This is a genomic window from Bradyrhizobium sp. 22 (assembly GCF_000482425.1).
Lineage (GTDB): Bacteria > Pseudomonadota > Alphaproteobacteria > Rhizobiales > Xanthobacteraceae > Bradyrhizobium > Bradyrhizobium japonicum_B.
On the sequence record NZ_KI519400.1, the window covers coordinates 698102 to 723209 of the forward strand.

A 25108-nucleotide genomic window follows, 5' to 3' on the forward strand; every position below is an offset into this window, starting at 1 on the left:
CTCACGCGCATTCGCTGTCTTCATCATGGGTCGCGCGCCCCAGGGGAAACCAGATCGCTTCGCGCCGCAAAGGGTGGGATTCGGGAACGGCGCCTTCCAAGCAGTTTACGCCTTCGCCTGCAAGGCGGCCACCAGGCCGGGCACAAACTTGTTGACCCAGAACATCTTCTTGCTGCCCTTGACAACCACGACATCGCCTGCCTGCAGCAGATTTGCGACCTCGCCCGGCTTCAGCGTGGCGGGATCATCGTGCCAGCCGAGGCGCTTGCCTGACGGCAGCACATCGTAGAGGTGGCGCATCAGGGGGCCGACGCAGTAGACCCCGTCGATGCCGTCGAGGTGCTTGGCAAGGGCGGTGTGGTAGTCTGGCGCGTCTTCGCCGAGCTCCAGCATGTCGCCGAGGACCGCAATGCGGCGGCCTCCGCTCATGTGGCGGGCCTGCAGGCTCTGCAGCGCGGCAGCAACGCTGGCCGGATTGCCGTTGAAGCTGTCGTCGATCACGGTGATGCCGCCGACCGCCTGCTCGACGCCGCGGCCGGTCATGATGCCGACGCGGTCGAGCTTGATCGCGAGCGTCGCCGGATCGAGATGGGCCGCGCGGATCGCGGCGAGCGCGGCCAGCGCATTCTGCACGCGGTGCGGCGCGCCCGGCGTCAGGCTGAAGGCGATCTCCTTCTTGCCGATCATGGCCACGACCTGCCAGCTCTCGCCATGCGGCGCGTGCGCGACCTCATGCACCTCGGCGTGCTCGCCGAAGCGCACGACCTTGCCTTTCCATTCGGAGGCCTTGAGTCCCGCAGGCAGCACCAGCACGCCGTCCTCGGGCAGGCCGAGCGCGATCGAGACTTTCTCGTGCCTGATCGCTTCGAGCGAGCCAAGCTTTTCCAGATGCACGGGCTGGACGTTGACGACCAGCGCCACCGTCGGCCGCGTCAATTCGCTGAGCCGCGCGATCTCGCCTTTCTGGTTCATGCCCATCTCGACGACCCAGAGGCTGGCGTTGGGCCGCGCGTTGCACAGCGTCAGCGGCACGCCCCAGAAATTGTTGAAGCTCGAAGGGCTGGCATAGGCGTTCGGATAGGCCGCCAGAAACTCCTTGGTGCTGGTCTTGCCCGCGCTGCCGGTGAGCCCGATCACCGGCCCCTTGAAACGCGCGCGTGCGGCGCGCGCGAGGCCCCAGAGACCGTCGATCAGCGTATCCTTGACGACGATCTGGGGAATGCTGATGCCCGCGATCTGGTGCGGCACGATCATGGCGACCGCGCCTGAAGCCTCCGCCTTGTCGGCGAACTCCCAACCGTCGCGCGCGCTGGCGAAGGCCGAGACGAAGCCGCCGCTCGGCGTGCCGCTCAGCGCCACGAACAGGCTGCCCGGTTTCACGAGGCGGCTATCCTGGGTGACGAAATCGATCGGGGTGTCCGGGAAAGATCCGTCCGCGCCCAGCGCGCGCGCCACTTCGGCAACCGTCCAGATCGGCGCGCTCATGCAACCCTCGACGCTAATGCGGCGGCGACCGCCTCGTGATCACTGAAGGGCAAGACCCCTCCGCCGACGATCTGCCCGGTCTCGTGGCCCTTGCCGGCGATGAGCAGCGCATCGCCCTCCTGCAATTCCTCGATCGCGGCGCGGATCGCAGCAGCGCGGTCGCCGATTTCGCGGGCGCCCTTGGCGGTGGCGAGGATCGCGGCGCGGATCGCCTCCGGCTTCTCGCTGCGCGGATTGTCGTCGGTGACGATGATGCCGTCGGCGTTCTCGGCCGCGATCTCGCCCATGATCGGGCGCTTGCCGGCATCACGGTCGCCGCCGGCGCCGAACACGACCACCAGCCGGCGCTTGGCATAGGGCCGCAGCGCCTGCAGCGCCTTCGCCAGCGCATCGGGCTTGTGCGCATAGTCGACGAAGATCGGCGCGCCGTTGCGCTCGCCGACGCGCTCTAATCGTCCCTTGGCACCTTCGAGATGCTCCAGGCTTGCGAACACGTCGGCTGCATCGCTGCCGGTGCCGATTGCAAGACCGGCCGACACCAGCGCGTTCTCGATCTGGAATTCGCCGACCAGCGGCAGCCGGATCGCATGGCGCTTGCCGCGATGTTCGAGCGTCAGCCGTTGCGAGAAGCCCTCGACCGCGGCGTCGGCGAGACGGATGCCCTCACCCGCCCCGTCGCCGCGGCGGCCGACCGCCATCACGCGGAGGCCGCGTGCCTTCGCCGCGTCGATCGCCTCTGCCGAGCAATCATGATCGGCCGAGATCACCGCCGCGCCGCCGGGCGGCACCAGGTCGCGGAACAGGCGGAGCTTCGCCGCGAGATAATGCGCGACGGTCGGATGGTAATCCATGTGGTCGCGCGACAGATTGGTGAAGCCAGCGGCGGAGACGCGCACGCCGTCGAGCCGGTACTGATCAAGCCCGTGCGACGACGCCTCGAAGGCGAGATGCGTGACGCCCTCGCGCGCGATCTCGTCGATCTGCCGGTGCAGCGCGATCGGATCCGGCGTCGTCAGCGAGCCGTAGATGGTGCGCTTGGGCGAGACGAGGCCGATGGTGCCGATGCTGGCGGCGGCGTGCCCGAGCCGCTCCCAGATCTGGCGCGTGAAGGCTGCGACCGAGGTCTTGCCGCTGGTGCCGGTCACGGCCGCGATGGTTGCCGGCTGGGCGGGGAAGAAGTTGGCAGCGGACAGCGCCAGCGCGCGCCGCGGATTGGCAACCGCGACGAACGGCACCTTGCTGCCATCAGGGGCATGGTCACCGACCACAGCCACGGCGCCCGCGGCAATCGCAGCATCGATGAAGCGTGCGCCGTCGGTCTTGCTGCCCGCCAGCGCGAAGAAGACATCACCCGGTTTGACCGCGCGGCTGTCGAGCGCAAGGCCGGTCACCTCGAGCGCGGCGGCAGCGGGCTCGATCGCAGCGTCATTGCCCAGAATATCCTGACCCAGGAGGTCGCGCAGCTTCATGGTCTTCCAGTCGACATGCCTTGCCGAAAAGCCGAATCCGGGGGAAAAGCCCCGACTCAGCCGCGGCGAAAAGCCTACCCCGTTGATTACTGGGTTGTCCTGGATGCTGCAAGAATAAGGCGCTCCGCAGGCGGCAGGTCGAACCGCGGCTCGACGCCCAGAAGCGGCGCGATCCGCTCGATCACCTTGCCGCCGGTCGGCACCGCGTTCCATCCCGAAGTGATGAAACCATGCGTCTCGGGCAACGCCTGCGGCTCGTCCAGCATGATCAGGACGTGATATTTGGGGTCGTCGCAGGGCAGGATGGCGGTGAACGAGTTGAGCACGCGCTTCTTGGCGTAGCGGCCGTTGATGACCTTCTCGGACGTGCCGGTCTTGCCGCCGACATAATAGCCCTTGACGTCCGCCTTTCTTGCCGAGCCGACTTCGGCATTGAGCCGCATCAGGAACCGCATCTTGTCGCTGGTGTCCTGCTTGATCACGCGCTTGGCCAGCGCCGCGGCTTCGGATTCGCTGCGCTTCATGAAGGTCGGCGGAATCAAATGGCCGCCGTTCACCAGCGCGTTGATGCCCATCACCGCCTGGAGCGGCGCCACCGACATGCCCTGGCCGAACGCGATGGTGACGGTGTTCAGTTCCCCCCAGCGTCGCGGCACCAGCGGCGCCGCGCTTTCCGGCAGCTCGGTGCGCAGCCGCGTCAGTTGCCCCAGCTTGGCGAGGAAGGCCTTGTGCGCCTCGACGCCCTGGTTGAGCGCAATCCGTGCCGCGCCGATGTTGGAGGAGTAGGTGAACACTTCCTTGGTGTTGATGAAGCGCCCGAGCGGATGGCTGTCGTGGATGGTGAACTTGCCGTAGTGCAGGTTGCCGCGTGCGTCCCACATCGAGTTCAGATTGATCTTGCCGGAATCCAGCCCCATCGCCAGCGTGAACGCCTTGAAGGTCGAGCCCATCTCGTAGACGCCGGTGGTCAGGCGGTTGATGCGGTCGGGATCGTGCGCTTCCTTCGGATTGTTGGGATCGAAATCCGGCAGCGACACCATCGCGACGATCTCGCCGGTCTTGACGTTGGAGACGAGGCCGGAGGCGGCCTTGGCGTGGAACTTGTCCTTGGCCTTCAGCAGCTCGTCGCGCAGCGCGTGCTCGACGCGCAGATCGACCGAGAGTTCGATCGGCTTCTGCAGCCGGTCGGTGGCGAATCCGGCGCGATGGAGATCGGCGAGGCCCTGATTGTCGAGCCACTTCTCCATGCCGGCGATGCCCTGGTTATCGATGTTGACGAGGCCGATGAGGTGGGCGACCTCGTTGCCGGTCGGATAGACGCGCTTGTTCTCGCGCAGGAAGCCGATGCCGGGAATGCCGAGCTTGTGAATCGCCTGCTGCTGCTGCGCCGTGACCTCGCGCTTGAGCCAGACGAAGCCCTTGCGCGTCCTGAGGCGTTCGCGCACCTCGGCCTCGTCGAGGTCGGGCACGGTCGCGGTGAGAAGCTCGATCGCCTCGTCCTTGTCGATGATGCGGCGCGGCTCGCCGAACAGGCTCGCCGTCTTGACGTCGGTCGCGAGGATCGCGCCGTTGCGGTCGACGATGTCGGGCCGCGCGGTCGCAACCACCTCCTGCGAGGCCGCGCGACGCGCACTGTGGGCATCGGCGCCGATCGCGAACATCACGAGCCGGCCGCCGATCAGGGCGTAGACCAAGCCGAAGGCGAGCATGGCGAGACCGACGCGTGCGCGCGCCTTTACGGCGCGGTCGACGTTGCGTCCGTACAGCAGGCTGCGGATCAGACGCTGCCGCCAGGGTTCTGCAGATTTGGCCGGAGTCGCAGCGCTCATTGCTTGTCCTCGGGCTGAGGCACGGAGCCCGTCACATTGTCGGGATCGCTGGCGGCTTCGATGGTGTTGAGCATGGCGCCGATCGGATCGGGCTCGCCCGGCCTGAACATCCGCGGCGGACGCTCCGGCAGGTTCTTCAGCGAATCGTACTGCGTGCCGTTGACCGGCCTGAGCTGCAGATGCCGGTCGGACAACCCTTGCAGCCGCTGCGGCGCGTCGAGCTTGGCCCACTCGGACCGCAGCGCCGCGATCGCGTCGCGCTGCTCGCGGATCTCCGCATGCAGTCGCAGCACCTTCTCGGTGCGCGCGGTGGAGTCCATCTTGATCCGGTAGACATAGGCCGCCGCGAAGATCAGCGCGCCTATGACGATGAGGTGGATGATGCGCATGCGCTACCCGCCCCTGATCACGTCGGAGAGTTTCGGCCAGGACGATTGCTCGCCATCCTGATGCGCCGGCGCCGAGGTGCGTTCGGCCGCACGCAATTTCGCGGAACGCGCCCGCGGATTGTGCGCGACTTCGTCGTCACCGGCGACGATGGGCCGCCGCGTCAGCAGCTGGAAGCTCGGCGCAACTTGCGCCAGTTCCGGCAGATGCCGCGAGCCGCCGCCGGTCTTCGAGCGCTCGGCGAGGAAATTCTTGACGATGCGGTCTTCGAGCGAATGAAAGGAGACCACGACGAGGCGGCCGCCCGGCTTGAGCACGCGTTCGGCGGCCGCCAGCGCGGTCTGCAGCTCATCGAGCTCTTCGTTGACGAAGATGCGCAAGGCCTGAAAGGTCCGCGTCGCCGGATGAATGTCGCCCGGCTTCGATCGCACCACCCTGCCGACGAGATCGGCGAGCGCGCGCGTGGTCGTGAACGGCGTCTCCTGCCGGTCGGCCACGATGGCGCGGGCGATGCGGCGCGAATGCCGCTCCTCGCCGAGCTGATAGATGATGTCGGCGAGATCGCCTTCGGAGGCACGCGCGACGACGTCGGCTGCGGTCGGCCCTGACTGTCCCATCCGCATGTCGAGCGGACCGTCGAAGCGGAACGAGAAGCCGCGGCCGGCCTGGTCGAGCTGCATCGAGGAGACGCCGACATCCATCACGACGCCGTCCACGGTGTCGAAGCCCTGTGCCGCGCAGACATCGGCGAGATTGGAGAAGCGGTCCTCGACAAGGATCAGCCGGCCGGCGGAGCGTTCGACCAGCGCGGCGCCGCTCGCGATCGCCGTGCGGTCGCGATCAATGGCGATGAGCCGGGTTCCCGGCACGTCCAGGATCGCACGGCTATAGCCGCCGGCACCAAACGTGGCGTCGACATAAAGGCCGCCTTCGCGCGGAGCGAGATGGACGATGGCCTCGCGGCCAAGAACGGGAATGTGCGGGGCCGGGCTCATGCGCCACGCCCGCCGAAGGCCCTGCCTGACGTCCAAGCGAGATCGGGGACGAACAAGCCCATAACGCCTCGAATCATTCCGCGTCGCGGCGGTTCCACGACAAAGCCCCAGTCCGGCATAGTTACCGAGCCCGGTCGTCCCGGGCCGCAGACCGAGTGTTCCCAGCGGAATGTGTCGGGCAGCCATGGGATTTCGAGCCAAAATACGCTTTGGCCGCCTCCGGACGCGGGTCGGCTCTTCATCTCTCAGTAACGGCCCTTAGCGTTAAGAAAGCGTTGATCGACTCGTTACAAGTCGCAAAGGTGAAGCGGTGGTGATGCCTCTTCCACACACATCCGCAAAATGCATCCGTTAACCGCGCCGCGCGATTGCGTACGGTTGACGGTAAAGGAATAGTAAAGAGAAGGGCTTGGCCCATTCGCGTCCGACCTGAGTTGTCCATGCCGCCGTCCGGTTCGTCCACACCATCTGGAACTGATTCGAAGCGTCACCGCGTCCTCCCGGTTCCCAAGGCCGCGGCGAGCATGCGGACGTTCGAGCCGGACTCCTCGATCGTCTCCGACATCATCCCCTCGCCGAATTACGGCGAGCGCAACAAGGGACGGCAGCCCGATATGATCGTGCTGCACTACACCGGCATGCCCGATGTCGAGGGCGCGCTGGCGCGGTTGTGCACGGCCGGCACCGAGGTCTCGGCGCATTATGTCGTGCTGGAGGACGGCCGCATCGTGCAATGCGTGCCCGAGACCAAGCGCGCCTGGCACGCCGGCGTGTCGTCCTGGGCTGGCGAGGACGACATCAACTCCTGCTCGATCGGGATCGAGATCGTCAATCGCGGCCATGACTGGGGCTATCCGGAGTTTCCGTTGCGCCAGATCGCCGCCGTGATCGCGCTGTGCCGCGGCATCATGCTCCGCCGCAAGGTGCCGTCGCACCGGGTGCTCGGCCATTCCGACGTCGCGCCCGCGCGCAAGAAGGACCCCGGCGAGAAGTTTCCGTGGCACTCGCTCGCCAATTCCGGCGTCGGTCACTGGGTCACGCCCGCCCCTGTCGTGCGCGGCGAGACCTTGATGCTCGGCACCATCAGCGACGAGGTGCTGAGCCTGCAGCAGGCGCTCGCCAGATACGGCTACGGCGTGCCGCTATCAGGCAAATACGACGCCGCGACCATGGAGGTCGTCACGGCCTTCCAGCGCCATTTCCGCCCGGCGCGGCTCGATGGCGTCGCGGACCACTCGACGCTGTCGACATTGCAGGCGCTGCTGGCCAGCCTGCCGCCGGAAGGGACGACCGTCGCGTCGAAGTGACGACGAGAGCCGGACGCGCCATCGCCGCGTCCCGTGTCCCGGACGCACTGGGCACACATCTTCAGGATGAACTGTTGCAGGCCGTGCGCTCGGCGATATCGGCTTGACGGGACGGTCACAAATGCCCCATGCGTTACCGGTCAGTCGGCCGGACGGCCGCTCCGGCAGGTGCCGAAAGGCCGCCGGGGAGGAAAGTCCGGGCTCCCTTGACATGCGGTGCCGGATAACGTCCGGCGGGGGTGACCCCAGGGAAAGTGCCACAGAGAACGAACCGCCCCGCTTCGCCTTCGGGCTTCGCGGGGTAAGGGTGAAAAGGTGCGGTAAGAGCGCACCGCGGCTGCGGCAACGGAGCCGGCATGGCAAACCCCACCGGGAGCAAAACCGAATAGGGACGGCGTAGCGGGCTGTTCGCGAAAGCGATAACGCCGCGGGGCGATGTCAGGCCCGCCGTCCGGGTAGGTTGCTCGAGGCCGTGTGCAAACACGGTCCCAGAGGAATGGCCGTCACGTATCGTTCGCGCAAGCGGGCGGTGCCCTACAGAACCCGGCTTACAGGCCGGCTGATATCTTGCAACGAGGGGTTCGGCGCCAACGCGCCGGGCCCCTCACCATTTTAGCCAAGCGCGTCGCCCCTAACCGGTGTCATTCCGGGGCGCGCGCAGCGCGAGCCCGGAATCCATCGCGCAGCAGAATTGGTGGAAGAATGGATTCCGGGCTCGCGACTTCGTCGCGCCCCGGAATGACGAGCGAGAATTAGGCGACGATCTCGTCCAACATCCGCATCAGCGCTTCCGGCGCAGTGACATTCGGCGCGTGGCTGGCATCGAGCTCGAAAGAGCGCCATCCCTTCTCGTTCTTCGCACGCGTCGCGAATTGTCCGAACACGTCGCCCGGCGGGATGCGGGTGCAATAGATGTAGCTGCGCGGGATCGTGGGCTCGCCATGTTCGAGCCTCAGCTTCGTCTCGAAGCACTTGATGGGCATCGGCACCCGGCGCGCGTTCAGCCAGTCGAGATCGGCCTGCGGCGTATCCGGCGGCGGCGGGTTCGGCGGAATGCGATATCCGTCGCCAGCAGCTGCCGCCCTTCGCATCGGCTCGCGCCCGCTTTCGTTGAGGTCGAACAGCGACTGGCCGTCGCGCGGCACGAAAGCATCGAGATAGATCAGCTGCCTCACGCGCTCGCGGGCGCGGTCGGCGATACCGGTCGCGACCATGCCGCCGTAGCTGTGACCGAGCAGCACGATGTCGTCGAGATCCTCGAATCTGATGACGTTGAGGATGTCCTGAATGTGCATGTCGAGATCGATCGCCGGGCTGGCGAGATGCGCGCGTTCGCCGAGGCCCGTATAAGTCGGAGCCACCAGGCGATGACCGGCCTCAGCCATCAGCGGATGCATCTTCTTCCAGGCCCATCCGCCGGACCATGCGCCATGACAGAGCAGGAAGGTCTTCGCGCGTGCGGCCATCGGCGTTTCCATCGTTCTTGTTTCGACGATGGAGTGTAGCGACCGGCCGCGCGATGTAAACGCCGCCTCATGCGGCGCGGGCGTCGGCCTTCACCAGCCCGGGCGCGAGCTCGCCCGCCTCGCGCCGCAGCTTGCCCGCCTCGAAGCCGTGCATGCCGAGCTGCCATTGCAGCCCCACGATGGCGCCCTTGGTCGGCTGCAGCAGTGCGAGCGAGGCGAACAGCGTCACCGGAAGCCACACGGCGAGCTGCAACCATTCCGGCGGCGCATAGGCGGTCTCGACCGCGAGGATCGCCGGCACCACGAGATGGCCGACCACGACCATCACGAGGTAGGCCGGAAAGTCGTCTGCACGTTGGTGAAACAGCTCCTCGCCGCAATGATCGCAACTGGGGGCGACTTTCAGGAAACGGCCGAAGAGATGCCCTTCGCCGCAATTCGGGCACTTGCCGCGAAAGCCACGCCACATCGCCTTCCCCAGAGAGACTGAACCGGCCGCCATGACCACACCTCTTCCTTTTCGACGACCCATACAATAATAGGCTGTATCCATACATTCAAAGGATAGGGGCCTGAATTGCATGGATTGGATCCCGACAATCTCGGAGCTGTCAGGCCCGCGCTACCAGCGCATCGTCGAGGCCATGGAGGCGGACATCGCCGCCGGCCGGCTGGTGCGCGGCCAACAGCTGCCGACGCAGCGCGCGCTGGCGAAAGCCCTCGGCATCGATCTCACCACGGTGACGCGCGCCTACACCGAGGCGCGGCGCCGCGGCATCATGGAGGCGCGGGTCGGACAGGGTTCGTTCGTGTCGGAGACCAGCGCGCGCCGCCCGGTCGACCTGCCGCATCCCGTCGCGATCGATCTGTCGATGAACGTGCCGCCGCATCCGCTGGAGGCGCAGCTCGACGAACGCATCATCGCCGGGCTGGAATCCATCCGCGCGCAATCGGGCCTGACGGCGTATCTCAACTACCAGCCGCCCGGCGGCAGCGCGCATGAGCGCGAGGTCGCGGCGCGCTGGCTGCGCGCGCGGGTGCCGCACGCGCATGCCGACAGGCTCGTGGTCTTTCCCGGCGCGCAGACGATCCTGTTCAACCTGCTCGCGCACCTCGCGAAGCCCGGGGATATCGTGCTGACGGAGGCGCTGACATTCCCCGGCATCAGGGCCGCAGCCGTGCAACTCGGCATCAGGCTCGTCGGGATCGCCATGGATGATGGCGGCATTTTGCCCGATGCGCTGGCCAAGGCCTGCCGCGTGCACCGGCCAAAAGCTGTCTATCTCATTCCGACGCTGCACAATCCGACCACCGCGACGCTTTCTCCCGAGCGCCGCGACGCCCTCGCAAAGATCATCCGCGACGCCGCCACGATCCTGATCGAGGACGACGCCTACGGCCTGCTCGACCGCTCGGCATCGCCGATCGCCAATCTCATTCCCGAGCGGACGTATCTGGCGACCACGCTGTCGAAATGCATCGCACCGGCGTTGCGCGTTGCCTATCTGGTGACCCCCGACGGCGACGCACAGCGACAGATGCGCACGTCTCTGCAGGCGACCGTGCAGATGCCGGCGCCGCTGATGGTCGCACTGGTAACGCATTGGATCGAGACCGGCGTTGCCGATCGCATCATCACCGCCATTCGCAACGAAGCAATCGGCCGGCAGCAGCTCGCGCAACGCACGCTGAAGGGCTTCCAATTCCTGGCGAGGCCGGCAGCGCACCATCTATGGCTGCGGCTGCCCGAGCGCCGGCCCGATGTCGCCGCAGATCTGCTGCGGAACGGACTTGCGGTCGTCGCCGCCGATGCTTTCACGGTCGGCGGGATGCCGCCGCACGCGGCCCGCGTCTCGCTGGGGGCGGCCCGGAACAGATCTGAATTGACGGAAGCGCTGCGCATCCTGGTCGGCGCGCTGCAGAGGCCCGTCGACACCAGGCAGATCGTCTAGACCATCGACGACGAGGGCGATGGCCGCAGCGCACGATCGTCGCCGCCCTTCGCGAAAGCCCGACGCGCCGCAGATCACGCTTGCATGCGGGATGGATTGACTTGCACGGCAGCAAGCGTGCTATGCGGGCGGCGGCGATCGACAATTCGGAATCGCCGCGGCGAAGGACAATCCGTTGGAAATGCTCACCTACGTCCTGCTGCTCCTCGGCGCATTGGCCGGCGGCTTCGTCTCGGGGCTGGCAGGGTTCGGCACGGCGCTGATGGCACTCGGCATCTGGCTCTACGTGCTGCCGCCCTCGCTCGCGGTGCCGCTGGTGCTGATCTGCTCGGTGATCGCGCAGACATCGACGTTGCCGTCGATGTGGAAGAGCTTTGACCTCTCGCTGGTCTGGCCGTTCCTGATCGGAGGGCTGATCGGCGTGCCGCTGGGGACCATGATGGTCGCCTCGGCCGATCCTAAAGTGTTCAAGCTGAGCGTCGGCATTCTAATTCTGATCTTTTCGAGCGCGATGTATCTGAACAAGAGGCCGCTCGCGATCACGTTCGGCGGCCGCATCGCCGACGGCGCGATCGGCTTTGCCGGCGGCATCCTGGGCGGCCTTGCCGGATTGTCGGGTCCGCTGCCGATCCTGTGGGCCAACATCCGCGGCTGGAACAAGCACGAGCGGCGCGGCATCTTCCAGCTCTTCAACTTCACAGTGCTGGCCACCGCGCTGGTGCTGCAGACCGCATCGGGTCTCGTCGAGCTCAAAGTGGTCTGGCTCGCGCTGGTCGCCTTTCCAGGTACCTTGATCGGCGCCTGGGCCGGCGCACGCGTCTACCATGCCCTCAACGACAAGCATTTTGGCGATGTCGTGCTCGGCCTGCTGTTCCTGTCGGGCCTGACCCTGGTCTGGAACAGTCTCGGCGCGCTCTAAGCCGCGATGAGACTTGGATCAATCGTCATCGCGCTTTAGATTGTTGTTTGCGCATGATCTTGCCGGAAAACCGCTGCGCACTTTTCCGGATCATGCTCTAGCTCTTCCGTCCTTTCCAACGAACGCAACGCAAGGAACAAGCTGCCGTCACACCGGCTCGCGGGCGAGAGGCGCGACGGGTTCGGGGGTCGCCTGCTCCGGGGTCTTCTCGTTCGCTGCCAACGTCAGGCGCTTGTTGAACTCACGATGCAGCAGCCACAGGCTCAAGCCGGCCTGCAACGTGGTCGTCGCGACCGAGAGATACCAGACGTGCTCCATGCGAAAGCCCGGCTGCGTCGAGAGCCAGATCGCCGGCAGGGAGTAGGTGAACACGCGCGTCGCCGAGGTCAAAAGCACCGGCTTGGTGTTGCCGAGGGCCTGGAACATGCTCGAGCAGGTGAAGATCAGCCCTTGCGCGATCATGTTGAGCGAGATGATCCGCAGGAACAGATGGGCGATCTCCATGGTCTCGCGGTCGTTCGAGAATCCGCCGAGCAGCAACTCCGGCGTCACCTGCGCAAGGATCATGAAGCCGGCCATCACGAGCGTGACGATCAAAGCGGTCTTGATGAAAGTTTCCCGCACGCGCGCAGCGTTGGCTGCGCCGAAATTCTGGCCGGCGATCGGCCCGGCCGCCAGCCCGACCGCGAGCGCAGGCATGTTGATCAGGCCGAGCACGCGCTGCCCGATGCCGAATCCCGCCTGCGCCGCCGCGCCGAAATCGCGCAGCACGTAATAGATCACCGCCATGAAGATGAACATCATCGCGAACTCGCCGCCGGCCGGCAGGCCGACGTCGAGAACGCGCATGAGATGGCGCGGCTGCGGCCACCACTGCGCCGCGCTGAAAGCGACATAGCGCTCGACCTTGCAGAAATAGACCAGCAGCATCAGCGCGCCGAGGGCAACCGCGATCGAGCTCGCCAGACCCGCACCGGCCACGCCGAGCGCATGGCCGGTGCCCCATCCCGAGATCAGAACCGGCGCCAGGGCGATGTTGACGACCACGGCAAGCGTCTGCACCAGCATGACGGGACGAACGATACCGGTGGCGCGCAGCGCCGATCCCATCACCTGGGTCGCGAACTGCAGCGCGAGCGCCGGCATGAACCACAGCAGGTAAGTGGTCCCGGCCTCGATCGTGGCCTGGTCCGCCGCGATCGAATGCATGTAGGGACGCGACAGCGCGGCACCTGCGAGCAGGGTCAACGCTCCGAACAGCACCGACAGCACCATCGCCTGGTTGAAGATCAGGTTTGCATCCGCCCGGTCCTTGCGTCCCACGGCATGCGCGATCAGCGCCACCGCGCCGACGCCGAGCACCTGCATCAGCCCGTTGACGAGGAAGCCGGCATTGCCGGCCGCGGCAACGCCCGCGACCGCGGCATCGCCGAGGTCCGACACGAAATAGAGGTCGACCAGCTGGCAGATCATGATCGTGACCATGCCGACCATGATCGGAGGGGCCATGGCCAGGATGTGTCTCACGATGGAGCCGTTCGTCAGGTCTTTCATGTCGTTCCATCCTTGGCGCATTCCTCGGCGGCGTGACAGCGGGGCGCCCGCCGCCCCGCGCCGTTCATTCCGCCGCCGCGATATGTCCGAGCTCCACCACCTGGCGCTCGAACAGGCCGCGATAGATGCCGCCGGGCTTGCTCGCGAGCACGGCGTGGGTGCCCTGCTCGACGATCTCGCCGCGGTCGAACACCAGGATGCGGTCGAGGCTCCTCACCGTCGACAGCCGGTGCGCAATCACGATCGAGGTGCGACCCTTCATCAGCCGCTCCATCGCCTGCTGGATCAACGCCTCCGATTCCGAATCGAGGCTCGAGGTCGCCTCGTCCAGGATCAGCACCGGCGCATCCGCCAGGAACGCGCGCGCCAGCGCCACGCGCTGCCGCTCGCCGCCCGACAGCTTCACGCCGCGCTCGCCGACCAGCGTGCCGTAGCCCTTCGGCAGGCGCAGGATGAAGTCGTGCGCATTCGCCAGCCGCGCCGCCTGCTCGATCGCCTCCAGGCCGGCACCCGGCCGGCCATAGGCGATGTTCTCCGCGAGCGTGCGGTGAAACAGGATCGGCTCCTGCTGCACGATCGCGATCTGACTGCGCAGCGACTGCTGGGTGGCGAGCGCGATATCCTGCCCGTCGATCAGCACGCGGCCGCCGCTGACGTCGTAGAGCCGCTGCACCAGCTTGACGAAGGTGGTCTTGCCGGAGCCCGAGCGTCCGACCAGGCCCACGCGTTCGCCGGCCCGGATCGTCACCGACAGCCCGTCGTAGAGCGGCGCGCGATGGCCGCCATAGTGGAACGTGACGTCGTCGAACACGATCTCGCCGCCCTCGATCGCGATCGGCCGCGCATCGGACGCATCCACGATCCCGATCGGCTCGTCATGGATCGCCACCAACTCGTCCATGTCGTTGACCGAACGCTGCAGGTTGTTGATGTGCATGCCGACGTCGCGCAAGTACGCATGGATGACGTAATAGCTCGTCAGCACATAGGTGACGTCGCCTGGCGAGGCATGTCCGGACATCCACAGCAGCACCGAGCCGCCGATCACGGAGGCGCGCAAGGCCAGCAGCAGCGACAGCTGCGCCATGGCGGTGTAGTTGTAGCGAAACCAGGTTCGCCGCACGCGCACCCGCCACCGATTGATGACGCGGGCCAGCCGCGAGTCCTCGCGCATTTCGGCGCCGAAGGATTTCACCACCGCGTTGCAGGTCAGCGCGTCCGCCAGCGTGCCCCCGACCTTGGTGTCCCAGGCATTGGAGACGCGTGCAGCCGGCGCGATGTAGCGCGTCGAGAACACGACCGTGGTGGTGACGTAGAGGATCGCCCCGATCGCGATCACGAGGCCGAGCGAGGTCCAGTGCACGCCGATCAGGATCATCGAGCCGACCAGCACCAGCAGCGAGGGCGCCAGCGCCATCAGGATGGTGTCGTTGAGCAGGTCGAGCGCCCACATGCCACGGGTGATCTTGCGCACCGTGGAGCCGGCAAAGGAGTTCGCGTGCCAGTCGGTCGAGAAGCGCTGCACGCGGGTGAACGCGTCCTGCGCGACGTCGGACATGATCTTCAGCGTGAAGGGCACGATCGCCTGCAGGCCGACGAGCCGCAGCACCATCGAGGCCGCGCCCAGCGCCACGATCGCGCCGAATGCCACCAGCGCGGCGTGGCGCGCCTCGAGATCGGACGGGCCGCGCGTCAGCGCATCGACCAGGTGCCCCGAGAACACCGGCATGAACAAATCGGCGATGGTCGCACCCAGGAGGCCGCCGGCCACGATCAGGCCGCGCCCCGGCTGCTTCAGCCAGTGCCGGAATACGAAGGGCAGCACCACGCGAATTGCGGCGGGTCTCTTGGACAGAGCGGTCATGACATTATCCGGCCGCACGCGCGGGCCGGCTCCATCGACGGACACAGGCCGGCCACGAGGGCCGAAACAGCGTCAATCAAAACTGACTTTGACTTGGGAAGCGGAGCGATCGGGACGCTTGGTCGAAACCTTGGCCCAATCGAAGCTGGCGGAAGAGGCCTCTAACAGGCCGCGTACATACCGAGCCAGAACGTGATCGAGGTCATCATCGAGCGCGGGCGTACGATCTGCGAATGCGACGAAATCATGCAAATCCCTCCCGGTTCGATTGAATGAGGTGCGCTTTATAGATGTGTGGCGCGCGCATTGCAACGGGGCCCGTGCGAGATCACGGAGGAGTGTTGCAAATTAGTGCGCATCGCCCCCGGCACCGAACGGCGACGGCGGCCTGTTCAGCAGCAGCACCAGGAAGCTGAGCGCGAGATAGAACAGCGTCAGCATGAAGAAGGCATCGCCGAAGCTCATCACCACGGCCTGGCGATGAACCAGTTGGGAAAGCTGCTTCATGGCCATCAGCGCGGAATCGCCAAGTCCCTGAAATTTCTGCATGAACATGTTCAGGGTTTCGGTGGCGGTGGCGTTGCCCCAGGTCACGCGCTCCTGCAGGCGGCTGATGTGAAGATCGGTGCGGTCGTTGAGCACGGTGTTGATGACGGCGAGGCCGAGCGCGCCGCCGAGATTGCGCATCAAGTTGAACACGCCGCTCGCGTTCTTCACCTTGTCGGGCGGCAGCGTGCCGAGTGCGACGTTGTTGGTCGGGACCATCGCGAACATCATGCCGACGCCACGCAGGATTTGCGGCACCAGCAGTTCATAGAAATCATAGTCCCGCGTCATCCAGGTCATCTGGTAGGAGCCGAGCGCGAACACGACGAGGCCGAACGCGATCATGTAGCGCATGTCGACCTTCGCCATGAGCCGGCCAACCAGCGGCGCGACCAGGAACATGGTGATGCCGGAGACGAACATGGTGTCGCCGATCATCAGCGCGCTGTAGCCGCGCACCTCGGCGAGATAGCGCGGATAGATGTAGGTCAGGCCATAGAGCCCGATGCCGATGCAGAACTGCAGCGTGCAGCCGACGGCGAAATTGCGGTCCGAGAAGGTGCGCAGATTGACGATCGGCTCGGCCGCCGTGAACACGCGCCAGAAGAAGGCGATGGCCGAGAGACCGCAGATCCAGGCGCAGATCGCGACCGACGTGTCCTGCATCCATTGATATTGCGGGCCCTCCTCCAGCACATATTCCAACGTGCCGAGGAAGCTCGCCATGAACAGGAGGCCCCACCAGTCGAAGCGGTCGAGCAGCTCGAAATGCGGCTCGTCGAAATCGACCAGCGCCAGCACGCCGACGGTGATGCCGATGCCGGGCACGACGTTGATGAAGAACAGCCAGTTCCACGACATCAGGTCGGTGATGTAGCCGCCGACGGTCGGGCCGATGGTGGGAGCAAGGGTCGCGACCAGCCCGATGATGGGGCCGACGATGTGGAATTTCGTTCGCGGGAAGACGGTATAGGCCGAGGCGAACACCGTCGGGATCATGCCGGCGCCCAGGAATCCTTGCAGCGCGCGCCAAAGGATCATCTCCTCGATGGTGGTGGCAAAGCCGCAGAGCAGGCTCGCGGCGGTGAAGCCGGCCGCCGAGATCGCGAACAACAGCCGCGTGCCAAAGGCGCGCGACAGGAATCCCGACAACGGAATCGCGATGACCTCGGCGATCAGATAGGCGGTCTGGACCCATGAGACTTCGCTGGAGCTTGCCGACAGGCCCGCCTGGATCTCGCTGAGGGACGCCGAGACGATCTGGATGTCCAGGATCGACATGAACATCCCGAACACCATGATGATGAAGGCGAACAGCCGCTTCGGCGCGATGCGCTCCGACGCCGGGTCCGCCATCATGGCAGGTGAAGCGGTGGTGGCGGTTGCCATGGGTCAGCTCGGGATCGCGCCAGCCGCGGGGTCGGTGCACCTCTTACGCCTGCGGGAGAGGTCGGCGCGTAGCGCCGGGTGAGGGTTCTCTCCGCCTAGGGACTGTCCCATTGCCGAAGCACCCTCTTCCCAGCCCTCTCCCGCAAGCGGGAGAGGGAGCGCACCTGCACTTGCGGCTGCGGCGCAATTCATTTCACCGCATCCTACTGCGGATGGACCGCGGGATCGTCGAGATCGACCTCGCTGTCGGCGTCGGCCGCGCCCTTGTTGGTGTCGACGGTGGCATAGACCGACATGCCGGCCCGGAGCAGGTTCTGCTTCGCCACCGACTTCGGCACGCGGATGCGGACCGGCACGCGCTGCACGATCTTGGTGAAATTGCCGGTGGCGTTGTCGGGCGGCAGCAGCGTGAACACCGAGCCCGCGCCCGCCGCGATGCTGTCGACCACGCCGGAGAACTTGCGCATGCCGTAGGCGTCGACCTTGATCGTCACCGGCTGGCCGGGACGGATGCGCTTGAGCTGCGTCTCCTTGAAATTGGCGTCGATATAGACGTCGTCCAGCGGCACGATGTTGCCGAGGCGCTGACCGACTGCGACGAAGTCGCCGGTGTTGACGAGGCGATTGGAGAACGTGCCGTTGACCGGCGCACGTACCGCCGTGAAGCTGAGGTCGCGCTCGGCCTTGGCGAGCGTGGTCTTGAGCTCGGCGAGCTGGGCCTGCGCTTCGGCCTGCTGCGCCTTGGCGACCTCGACATTGCTGACGGCAACGTCGTAGGCGGCCTGCGCGGCCTTGACCGCGGCGGCGCCCTGGTCGCGTCCGGCTTCCGAGCTCTCGAACACTGCACGAGAGGCGAACCCCTTGGTGCTCAGCGCCTGCTGGCGCTCGTAATCGAGATCGGCGCGCTTCAGGCCCGCTTGGGCCGAGACGAGCTGAGCCTTGGCCTGCGCCACCTGGCTGTCGAGCGCGGCGACCTGGCGGCCGATGCGATCGATGGCGGCCTGCTGGGTCGCGATCTTGGTGGCGGCGGCCTCGACCGCGATCTTGTAGTCGCCGTCGTCGATGCGCAGGACGACGTCGCCGGCGCGCACCGGGCTGTTGTCGCCGGCGAGGATCGCGGCGACGTGTCCGGACACCCGCGCGCCCAGCATGGTGTTGTTGGCGCGGACGTAGGCGTCGTCGGTGGAGACGTAGAAGCGGCCGACCAGCGTGTAATAGCCGGCATAGCTCGCGGCGGCGAGCGCGAACAGCAGACCGACGCCCATCAGGACGAATTTGCGCTTGCCGGATTTGGGAGCACGGCCGGCGGGTGCGTCCGGCGCTGCTGCGGCGGGCTCGTCAGTCGCGGGCTTCTCCAGCACCTCAGCGGGGCGGCGCTTGGCCTCCTCGACCCTTTCACCGCGCAAGTGCTCGGTACCGGGAGCGGAGCTCTCGATCGCAGCGTTACCGCCGGCTTGCTCCGCCGCTTCCTGAAGGACTCGCGCAGCCTGGTCTCTCGATGCCGCCATCAAGGCCTCCACAAAAGGCGATCGAGGACGGCCGGCCGGAGGCCGCTTTCCCTGTCGCTGATCTCAAATATCATTGACCGAACGGTTCGGTCAATATACATGAATGCTCTAAACGGCACCCTACTGGGCCGATCCCTTATATTTGCGTTTCACCGTTCAACATCTGATCAGAAATCTTCCGAGACCCTAAACCAATGGTTGTAGCCAACCGCGACCATCTGCACGCCGCCCAAGAGGAGGACGGCACCAAACGTCGCCAGATCCTGGACGGTGCCCGCAAGGTGTTCATGGACCTGGGTTTCGACGGCGCCAGCATGGGCGAGATCGCGCGCGCCGCGCAGGTCTCCAAGGGCACGCTCTACGTCTACTTCGCCGACAAGTCCGCGCTGTTCGAAGCCATCATCGAGGAAGAGGCCCTCCAGCACGGCCAGGTCGTGTTCAGCTTCGATCCTGCCCGCGATGCCGAGGCCACGCTGAGGGAATTCGGCCTCGCCTACCTTCACCTGATCTGCCGGCCCGGTGGCGGATCGGCGATCCGGACCGTGATGGCGATCGCCGAACGCATGCCTGATGTCGGCCGCCGCTATTATGCGCGGGTGCTGGACAAGAGCATCAGCCGCCTCTCCGGTTATCTCAGGGCCCGTGTGGTCGCGCGCGATCTCGATATCGAGGATTGCGATCTTGCCGCCTCGCAGTTCATGGAACTGGCCAAGGCTTCACTCTTCCTGCCCTTCGTGTTCCAGGCCGCGCCGGCACCGTCGGAACAGCGCATGGCCGAGGTGGTCGACAGCGCCACGCGGATGTTCCTGGCGGCGTACAAGACGAAGTAGCAGCGCGTTGCGCCTGCAGGCGGGGCCGCATTATATTGCGGCCATGTCTCGTGATCTTCGCCCGCCGGTCGACATCCTCCACTACGAGATCGTCCAGGAACAGGCCTCGGCACTCGGTCGGATGGGCCGCGCGCTCGAACAGGCGCTGGCGCGCTTGCGCGAGTTTGACGCCGCCCACGCCGCCGCGGAAACTGCAGCCTCGATGCAGCCGGCCAGGCGCAAGCTGGTGCTGGAAGCCGGCCAGGCGCTCTGGATGTTCGTGGTCCAGCGGGAGGCGACGGGCCTGCGCGACAGCCGCCACATCATGCGCACCTACAACGTCCCGGGCGAGGTGCAACGCTGCATGGGGCTGGCACCTGCACCGTCAAGCCGGCCTGGCAGATCCTAGCCTGCGGAGCGCAGCGGAATGCGGGAGCAATTCCCGGACTGCGCTTCCGCTCGATCCGGCCACGGTGAACCGTGCCGCTATTCGTCGATGTAATCGTCATCCTCGCGCTTGCGCGCCGTGCTCTTGCGCGCACCGAGCGAACCGGTGACGGAGGGATCGCGCGCATTGGCATAGGGGCTGCGCGACTGCGCACGCGCGGCGACCTCTTCGCCAGACACCGCCGCGGGCTGGCAGATCAGGCGCCGACTGGCGCGGCGCATCAGGTCGACGTGGATGTGATCGTAGTGAAAGACGTTCGAGCCCGGCGCGAGAACGGTGGTGAAATGCGCACACGCTCCCGCTTGCACGTCGCGCAGGAAGCCCTGCTCCTCCGGCATGCCACGCCAACCGTCCTTGATGGTGACGCGGCGGCCGTCGGCGAGCACGAAGGCGGAGATGTCGAGCGCGTTGCCGAAAGCGTGCTCGGAGATATGGGCCCGCGAGTTGCCGTTCATGCCGCGGCAGGAATAGGCGGAGATCTGCTTGATCTCGGCGACGCGGACGCCGAACCAGCGCATCGCCGAGGGCTGGACGGTGTCGGCGAGCCAGCGATCGAGCTCGGACACGATCGGACAGGCCAGCGTCGCCGTCGGCTTGATCGCGACGGGCCCCACGGCCGTGACGGAATTGCCCTGCGCAGGGCCGAGGCGCGGCAGAGGTTGCTGCGCGGGCGCCTGCGAGTAAGGCGCCGGCCGGGCCGGATAGCTCGGCGAATTCATGTAGCGCGCCGCGCCTGCGGCATCGGTGCCATCGGGCGGCAGGTCGATCTCGTCCTCCTGCGCCGCCACGCCCGGTGCGTTCAGCGACACCGGCCCGGACGAGGCGCCGTAGCCGGACGGGTGGCGCACCGCGCTCTCAGGATAGTTCGACTGCGGCGGATAGCCGGAGGCCGGGTAGTTCTGGCCCTGCGGATAGTTCGATTGCGGCTGCCTCACGGGCCAGCGCGGCTGGTTGCCGATGCTTCCCGGCGGCCGCAACGGCTCGTCGGCGAAGCCATAGGTGCTGGAGGCCTCGCCGATAGCGGCGACCTTGAGTGGAAATTCGGCGCCGCACTGGCCGGGTCCGGAAATCGGGTCGATGCGGACGAGATCCGGCCCCTCCTTCACCGCGCCCGATTTCAGGCATGCGGCTTCCGCCTCGGCCCGCCACGGTTCGCGTTCGGCCTGGAAGAAGCCGCGTCCGCAACCCGCTAGCGAAACAAGGACGATGGAGCCGACGAGATACAAACGAACTCCGCGCGTCATGTACGCACGTTGGGTGAATTTACTTAAAGACTCTTCAACACGTTGATTTCAGTGTTCTTTAACCATACCGGCCCGCGCGCCGAACCTTGGGACAGAACCGAACGACAGCAGGGCTGACTTTATCGAGACGAGACTCTCTGTTAACTATGATCCTCGCGCGCAAAGCAGCGCACGTGGAGGAAGCGACTCATGACGTTCGCCGGGAAACTGAGCGTAGTCACCGCCTACCTCGCCATGGCCTTCGTCGGCGCCATCGTGCTCGGCATGCTCTAGCGGCTCATCGAGCGCATCGAAGGCGGCTTCTTCCCTTCTGCCCTTGCGGAAGAAGGTGGCGTGAAACGCCGGATGAGGGGTTCTCCCCTCGCGCGCCGGCGTTCGCGGACATGCCCTCTCCCGCAAGCGGCGCGGGCATTTTGCGCGACGCTACGACCGCGCGCTCCATTGCCGCGAGGTCGTGATCAGTTGCTCGCGCGGCGCTTCGATCCGTGTCCAATCATTGGCCGAGCACCAGAAACGCCAAAGTGCACAGGCCTCGACGTGCAGCCTGCCGGAGCTCTTCAGCGTCATCGTTGCGTAATAGGTGTTGCCGCTGGCGCGGCTGTAGATGCTGCCGGTCCAGACGTCGTGCGATTTCGGCTTCATGTTGACGAGCACGCTCTCGCCCCGGCGCGAGGTCTCGGTCAACGCATAACCGCAAAGCGCAGGGCCGCAGCGCTCGATGCGGACCGTGCCCTTGGCACCTCGGCTCTCCCATTCGCCGAGCGGCGTATAGGCCTGCTCGTCGTCGTTGCGCCGTGCGACCGCCACGGTCTGCTTGATCTCGGGGCTCGGGACCGGCGGCTCCAGGCGCGGCGGATCGGGATCCGGCGCCTCGGCTCTTGGTGGCTCAGGTCTCGGTGGCTCTGGTCTTGGTGTCTGCGGCGGCACGACCGGCTGCGACGTCGTCGCGGCCAGCGTCGGTGCTGGAGCAGCCGGCGGTGTTGGGGCCAGGGTCGCCTGCGGCGGGCGAAGCGGGATGGCCGGATCGACCGGCGAGGTCCGGGCTATCGGCGCCGGCGGCGGGACCGGTCTCGTCGCGGCGTCATCCACCGGCCGAAAGCTGCGATGGGACGAGATCGACACGCAGGATGTGGATCGGCACGTTTTGGGCGCCTCGACATGGAAGCGGTGGCGGCCAATCGAGACGGAATAGGAACCGGCCTCGGCCGCCGGCGCGATCGCCATCAGCGCGATCAATGTGCCAAGCGAAATCACAAGCCGTTGCATCGCCCTCTCCCTCAATGTCGCGACGAGCTTACGCAGAGGAATTGCGGCCGAATGTGCGCTGCCTCACCCAGACCCGCACCGCCGTTGTGACCCTCATCACAGAACACCGGGCCAGCCCGGCATAGGGTCGAGCCACGCTTCATCCACCAGCGACTTCGGTCCATATCGAGACCGCGCCATTTTCGGAGGTTGTCATGAACAAGCTCACCGTCGCCGCCACCGCGCTCTTCCTCGCCTCGACCGCCGCCCATGCCGGCGGCAATACGATCTCGTTCCAGATCGAGGGCCAGCACATCCGCATCGAGACGCCGCGCAACTGCGCCTCGCTCAACTGCGTGACCATCGTCGCGCCGGGCCTGTCGGACAAGCCGATCAAGCTGAACAACATCAACCTCAAGGGCTTCGGCGGCTCCAAGGATGATGACGCCGACGCCACGCCGGCTCCGGCTCCGGCCACGGCCGCGCAGCCCGCGCCGGCTCCGGTGCAGCAGCAGCCCATGCAGCAGGCGCCGGCGCAGGTGACCGCCCCGGCCGCACCAAGTGTCGCCCCCACCGCGCCTGCGTCGACCGTTGCCGCCGCGCCGTCCGTCGACACGACGACGCAGCCCGCGCCGGCCGCGGCGCCCGCTCCCGTTGCTGCGCCCGCTGCGGTGGCGGCCGCTCCGGCTCCGGCTCCGGTGGCTGCCGCGCCCGTGGCGGTAGCGAACTCGCCGATCGGCATCTGGGCGACCGAAGAGGGGAAGGGCAATGTCCGGGTCGAGCAGTGCGGCGCCAATCTGTGCGGCTACGCTGAGAAGACCAACGAGCGCATCCTGATCAACATGAAGCCCGAGGGCTCGAAGTGGAGCGGCCGCATCCGCGATCCCAATTCCGGCCGCAACTACGACTCGACCATCGCGATGAAGGGCCCGAATACGATGCGCGTGCAAGGCTGCGCCTTCGGCGGCATGTTCTGCGGCGGCCAGACCTGGAAGCGCGTGAGCTGACACGCCGAGCGTGGCAGCCCCGACACCTGCACCGTCATGCCCGGGCTTGTCCCGGGCAGACACGTTCCTGGTGCCAGTACGCCGCTCTTCCTCCGTCGTTGGAAAGAGCTCAGGCTCTCACAGGCCCATCCGCTCGTGGATGTCTTCAGACCGCAAGCAGTGTGCTCTGGACCTCACGCCTCGCCGCGCAGCCAGGCCTTCATCTTGTGCAACAGGCCGTGCCGCAACTCCTCGGCGGAGGCGGCCTCGGCTTGCGTCAGCGTCTGCAAGGCTGAATCGATGTCATGGGCCGATTGCACTGGCTGCGGCACCAGCCCTGCTGCGGCAAGCGCGATCGGGCCGGTCTGGGTCAGGAACGCGCGCTCGTATTCGCGCGACAGCCGCGCGATCGCGTCGTCCAGCGAGAGCCAGTCGACCGCCTTGACGTCGTTCGTCAGCTTCCGGACCGGCCCGCCCTCGGCCTCCATGCGCCAGAAATGCACGACCTTCGAGCGCCCGCCGGATTGGTAGGCGAGCGTGCCGAGGAATTCGTGCACGGCGACGTCGTGGCCGGTCTCCTCCAGCACCTCGCGATGCGCGGCTTCTTTCGGCGTCTCGCCGTCGTCGAGCTTGCCCTTCGGCAACACCCATTCGTTGCGCTTGCGCTGGCGCACGACCGCGATCAGCGGCGTCGAACCACGCCGCAGCACGATACCACCCGCCGCCATCACCGGCGTCCGCGCCATCACCAAATCCGTCGTCGAACCGTCCCCACCGACGATATAGGCGCCGGGAACGGCGGATTGAAGGCTACTTTCTTCTGAGCAGCCCCTGGCCGGCACGGATGCGCGTGCCCTCGGCGATGCCGTCGCAGAAGGTGAAGTCGCCGGGCGCCAGGATGATGATGGTCGAGCCGTGCTCGAACCAGCCGAGCTCCTCGCCCTTGGCCACCTTGACATCACAGGGGAAATTGACGGGACCGCGGGTCTGCGCGTTCAGCACCAGATCGAGGAAATGCAGCCGGATGCTCGCGACCAGGATCGCGGCGACCGGCACCAGCGTCACGGCCTCGCCGGTCGAAAGATGCGTGCGGATCACGGCGCGCTCGTTCTTGCAGAAAAGCCGCTCGACCCGCTTCAAGGCGATCGGGTTGACGTTCCAGACGTCGCCGTGGATCAGCGTCACGCCCTCGATATGCGCATCGTAAGGCGCGTGGAAGCGGTGATACATGCTCGACGTCAGCCGCAGCGTGACGAACGAGCCGTTGCGGTGCTGATCGACCAGCGCGGAATCGCCGACGAGATCGAGCAGCGAATACGGCGCACCCTTGACCTGGAACAGCTCGGTATCCGCGATCCTGCCGTGAGCGCCGACGATGCCGTCCGAGGGGCTCGCCATGATGGCGGGGTCTGGATCAAAGGGCCGCAGGCCCGGCTTGAGCTCGCGGGTGAAGCAGTCGTGCAGACTTTTGAAATGCGTCTCGCGCGCCTCCGACAGATCGAGATCGGAGAACAGCTTCCACAGCGCGATCGAGAAGTCCCGAACCAGGGGATTCTCGATCTTGGAGAACCATCCCATGAAGCGGGTCAGGGCGGCGCGCGGGATGCGGTTGGTCAACAGGAAGTTAAGGTCTTCCTGCTGGGTGAAAGAGGCGATGAGGGCTTTGACTGTCATGAATCTGTCAGCTCGCAGGTTTAGCGCTTGTT

Annotated in this window: 21 protein-coding genes and 1 other RNA gene; 7 read left to right on the forward strand and 15 right to left on the reverse strand. The window is 66.3% G+C overall.

The features are described from left to right. Positions 1-105 precede the first annotated feature (105 nt). The 5 genes from K410_RS0128735 to rsmH all read right to left on the reverse strand — a co-directional run bounded on the left by K410_RS0128735 (position 106) and on the right by rsmH (position 6165). Complete coding sequence (locus K410_RS0128735) at positions 106-1485, reverse strand: UDP-N-acetylmuramoyl-tripeptide--D-alanyl-D-alanine ligase (RefSeq protein ID WP_028138077.1); 1380 nt, start codon at positions 1483-1485, stop codon at positions 106-108. Further along, positions 1482-2954 carry a UDP-N-acetylmuramoyl-L-alanyl-D-glutamate--2,6-diaminopimelate ligase gene (locus K410_RS0128740; RefSeq protein WP_028138078.1) on the reverse strand — a complete coding sequence of 491 codons (1473 nt, stop codon included), beginning with the start codon at positions 2952-2954 and terminating at the stop codon, positions 1482-1484. The genes K410_RS0128735 and K410_RS0128740 overlap by 4 nt, the downstream gene beginning before the upstream one ends. 86 nt (positions 2955-3040) lie before the next feature. Next, the gene (locus tag K410_RS0128745) at positions 3041-4783 is read right to left on the reverse strand and encodes a peptidoglycan D,D-transpeptidase FtsI family protein (RefSeq protein WP_028138079.1); all 1743 of its coding nucleotides are present in this window, start codon (positions 4781-4783) and stop codon (positions 3041-3043) included. After that, positions 4780-5172, reverse strand: coding sequence for a cell division protein FtsL (gene ftsL / locus K410_RS0128750; RefSeq protein WP_028138080.1), 393 nt, complete (start codon positions 5170-5172; stop codon positions 4780-4782). Before ftsL ends, K410_RS0128745 begins: the two co-directional genes overlap by 4 nt. 3 nt (positions 5173-5175) lie before the next feature. Further along, positions 5176-6165, reverse strand: a complete 990-nt coding sequence (rsmH, locus tag K410_RS0128755; RefSeq protein WP_028138081.1) for a 16S rRNA (cytosine(1402)-N(4))-methyltransferase RsmH — start codon at positions 6163-6165, stop codon at positions 5176-5178. Positions 6166-6689: 524 nt separating this feature from the next. Here rsmH and K410_RS0128760 point away from each other — a divergent pair. Next, positions 6690-7472, forward strand: coding sequence for an N-acetylmuramoyl-L-alanine amidase (locus tag K410_RS0128760; protein ID WP_028138082.1), 783 nt, complete (start codon positions 6690-6692; stop codon positions 7470-7472). A gap of 140 nt (positions 7473-7612) precedes the next feature. Next, positions 7613-8039: RNase P RNA component class A (gene rnpB, locus K410_RS37680), an RNA gene on the forward strand. A gap of 185 nt (positions 8040-8224) precedes the next feature. Here rnpB and K410_RS0128765 read toward each other — a convergent pair. Together K410_RS0128765 and K410_RS0128770 are read right to left on the reverse strand one after the other, a co-directional pair. After that, complete coding sequence (locus tag K410_RS0128765) at positions 8225-8938, reverse strand: alpha/beta fold hydrolase (RefSeq protein ID WP_028138083.1); 714 nt, start codon at positions 8936-8938, stop codon at positions 8225-8227. Positions 8939-9005: 67 nt separating this feature from the next. Continuing rightward, a complete protein-coding gene (locus K410_RS0128770) occupies positions 9006-9470 on the reverse strand; it encodes a DUF983 domain-containing protein (protein WP_080672310.1) in 465 nt (154 codons plus the stop codon). A gap of 49 nt (positions 9471-9519) precedes the next feature. Between K410_RS0128770 and K410_RS0128775 the strand changes: the two genes are divergently transcribed. Both K410_RS0128775 and K410_RS0128780 read left to right on the forward strand, forming a co-directional pair. Further along, entirely contained in the window at positions 9520-10890 is a 1371-nt protein-coding gene (locus tag K410_RS0128775; protein ID WP_028138085.1) for an aminotransferase-like domain-containing protein, read from the forward strand. Between the two features lie 175 nt (positions 10891-11065). Next, on the forward strand, positions 11066-11809 hold the full coding sequence (locus K410_RS0128780; protein WP_028138086.1) for a sulfite exporter TauE/SafE family protein: 744 nt from the start codon (positions 11066-11068) through the stop codon (positions 11807-11809). 147 nt (positions 11810-11956) lie between these two features. Here K410_RS0128780 and K410_RS0128785 read toward each other — a convergent pair whose 3' ends face one another. The 4 genes from K410_RS0128785 to K410_RS0128805 all read right to left on the reverse strand — a co-directional run bounded on the left by K410_RS0128785 (position 11957) and on the right by K410_RS0128805 (position 18670). Then, positions 11957-13363, reverse strand: coding sequence for an MATE family efflux transporter (locus K410_RS0128785; protein WP_028138087.1), 1407 nt, complete (start codon positions 13361-13363; stop codon positions 11957-11959). Positions 13364-13427: 64 nt separating this feature from the next. Beyond that, on the reverse strand, positions 13428-15227 hold the full coding sequence (locus tag K410_RS0128790) for an ABC transporter ATP-binding protein (RefSeq protein WP_028138088.1): 1800 nt from the start codon (positions 15225-15227) through the stop codon (positions 13428-13430). 348 nt (positions 15228-15575) lie between these two features. After that, positions 15576-17162 carry a DHA2 family efflux MFS transporter permease subunit gene (locus tag K410_RS0128800; protein ID WP_028138089.1) on the reverse strand — a complete coding sequence of 529 codons (1587 nt, stop codon included), beginning with the start codon at positions 17160-17162 and terminating at the stop codon, positions 15576-15578. A 203-nt stretch (positions 17163-17365) separates the two neighbouring features. Continuing rightward, the gene (locus K410_RS0128805; RefSeq protein WP_028138090.1) at positions 17366-18670 is read right to left on the reverse strand and encodes an HlyD family secretion protein; all 1305 of its coding nucleotides are present in this window, start codon (positions 18668-18670) and stop codon (positions 17366-17368) included. A gap of 194 nt (positions 18671-18864) precedes the next feature. Between K410_RS0128805 and K410_RS0128810 the strand changes: the two genes are divergently transcribed. Both K410_RS0128810 and K410_RS0128815 read left to right on the forward strand, forming a co-directional pair. Next, positions 18865-19500, forward strand: a complete 636-nt coding sequence (locus K410_RS0128810; protein WP_028138091.1) for a TetR/AcrR family transcriptional regulator — start codon at positions 18865-18867, stop codon at positions 19498-19500. A 43-nt stretch (positions 19501-19543) separates the two neighbouring features. Beyond that, positions 19544-19888, forward strand: a complete 345-nt coding sequence (locus K410_RS0128815; protein ID WP_028138092.1) for a DUF6665 family protein — start codon at positions 19544-19546, stop codon at positions 19886-19888. 77 nt (positions 19889-19965) lie between these two features. Here the strand turns inward: K410_RS0128815 and K410_RS0128820 are convergent, their stop codons facing one another. Continuing rightward, the gene (locus K410_RS0128820) at positions 19966-21171 is read right to left on the reverse strand and encodes an extensin-like domain-containing protein (RefSeq protein WP_028138093.1); all 1206 of its coding nucleotides are present in this window, start codon (positions 21169-21171) and stop codon (positions 19966-19968) included. Between the two features lie 423 nt (positions 21172-21594). Continuing rightward, positions 21595-22437, reverse strand: coding sequence for a DUF2147 domain-containing protein (locus tag K410_RS0128830; RefSeq protein WP_028138094.1), 843 nt, complete (start codon positions 22435-22437; stop codon positions 21595-21597). Between the two features lie 194 nt (positions 22438-22631). Here K410_RS0128830 and K410_RS0128835 point away from each other — a divergent pair, with 194 nt between their 5' ends. Continuing rightward, on the forward strand, positions 22632-23423 hold the full coding sequence (locus tag K410_RS0128835; protein ID WP_028138095.1) for a DUF2147 domain-containing protein: 792 nt from the start codon (positions 22632-22634) through the stop codon (positions 23421-23423). 173 nt (positions 23424-23596) lie between these two features. On the opposite strand, the gene K410_RS0128840 is transcribed toward K410_RS0128835, so the two are convergent. Then, the gene (locus K410_RS0128840; RefSeq protein WP_028138096.1) at positions 23597-24148 is read right to left on the reverse strand and encodes an NUDIX hydrolase; all 552 of its coding nucleotides are present in this window, start codon (positions 24146-24148) and stop codon (positions 23597-23599) included. Positions 24149-24212: 64 nt separating this feature from the next. Continuing rightward, positions 24213-25076, reverse strand: a complete 864-nt coding sequence (gene asd, locus K410_RS0128845) for an archaetidylserine decarboxylase (protein WP_028138097.1) — start codon at positions 25074-25076, stop codon at positions 24213-24215. Positions 25077-25108: the final 32 nt, after the last annotated feature.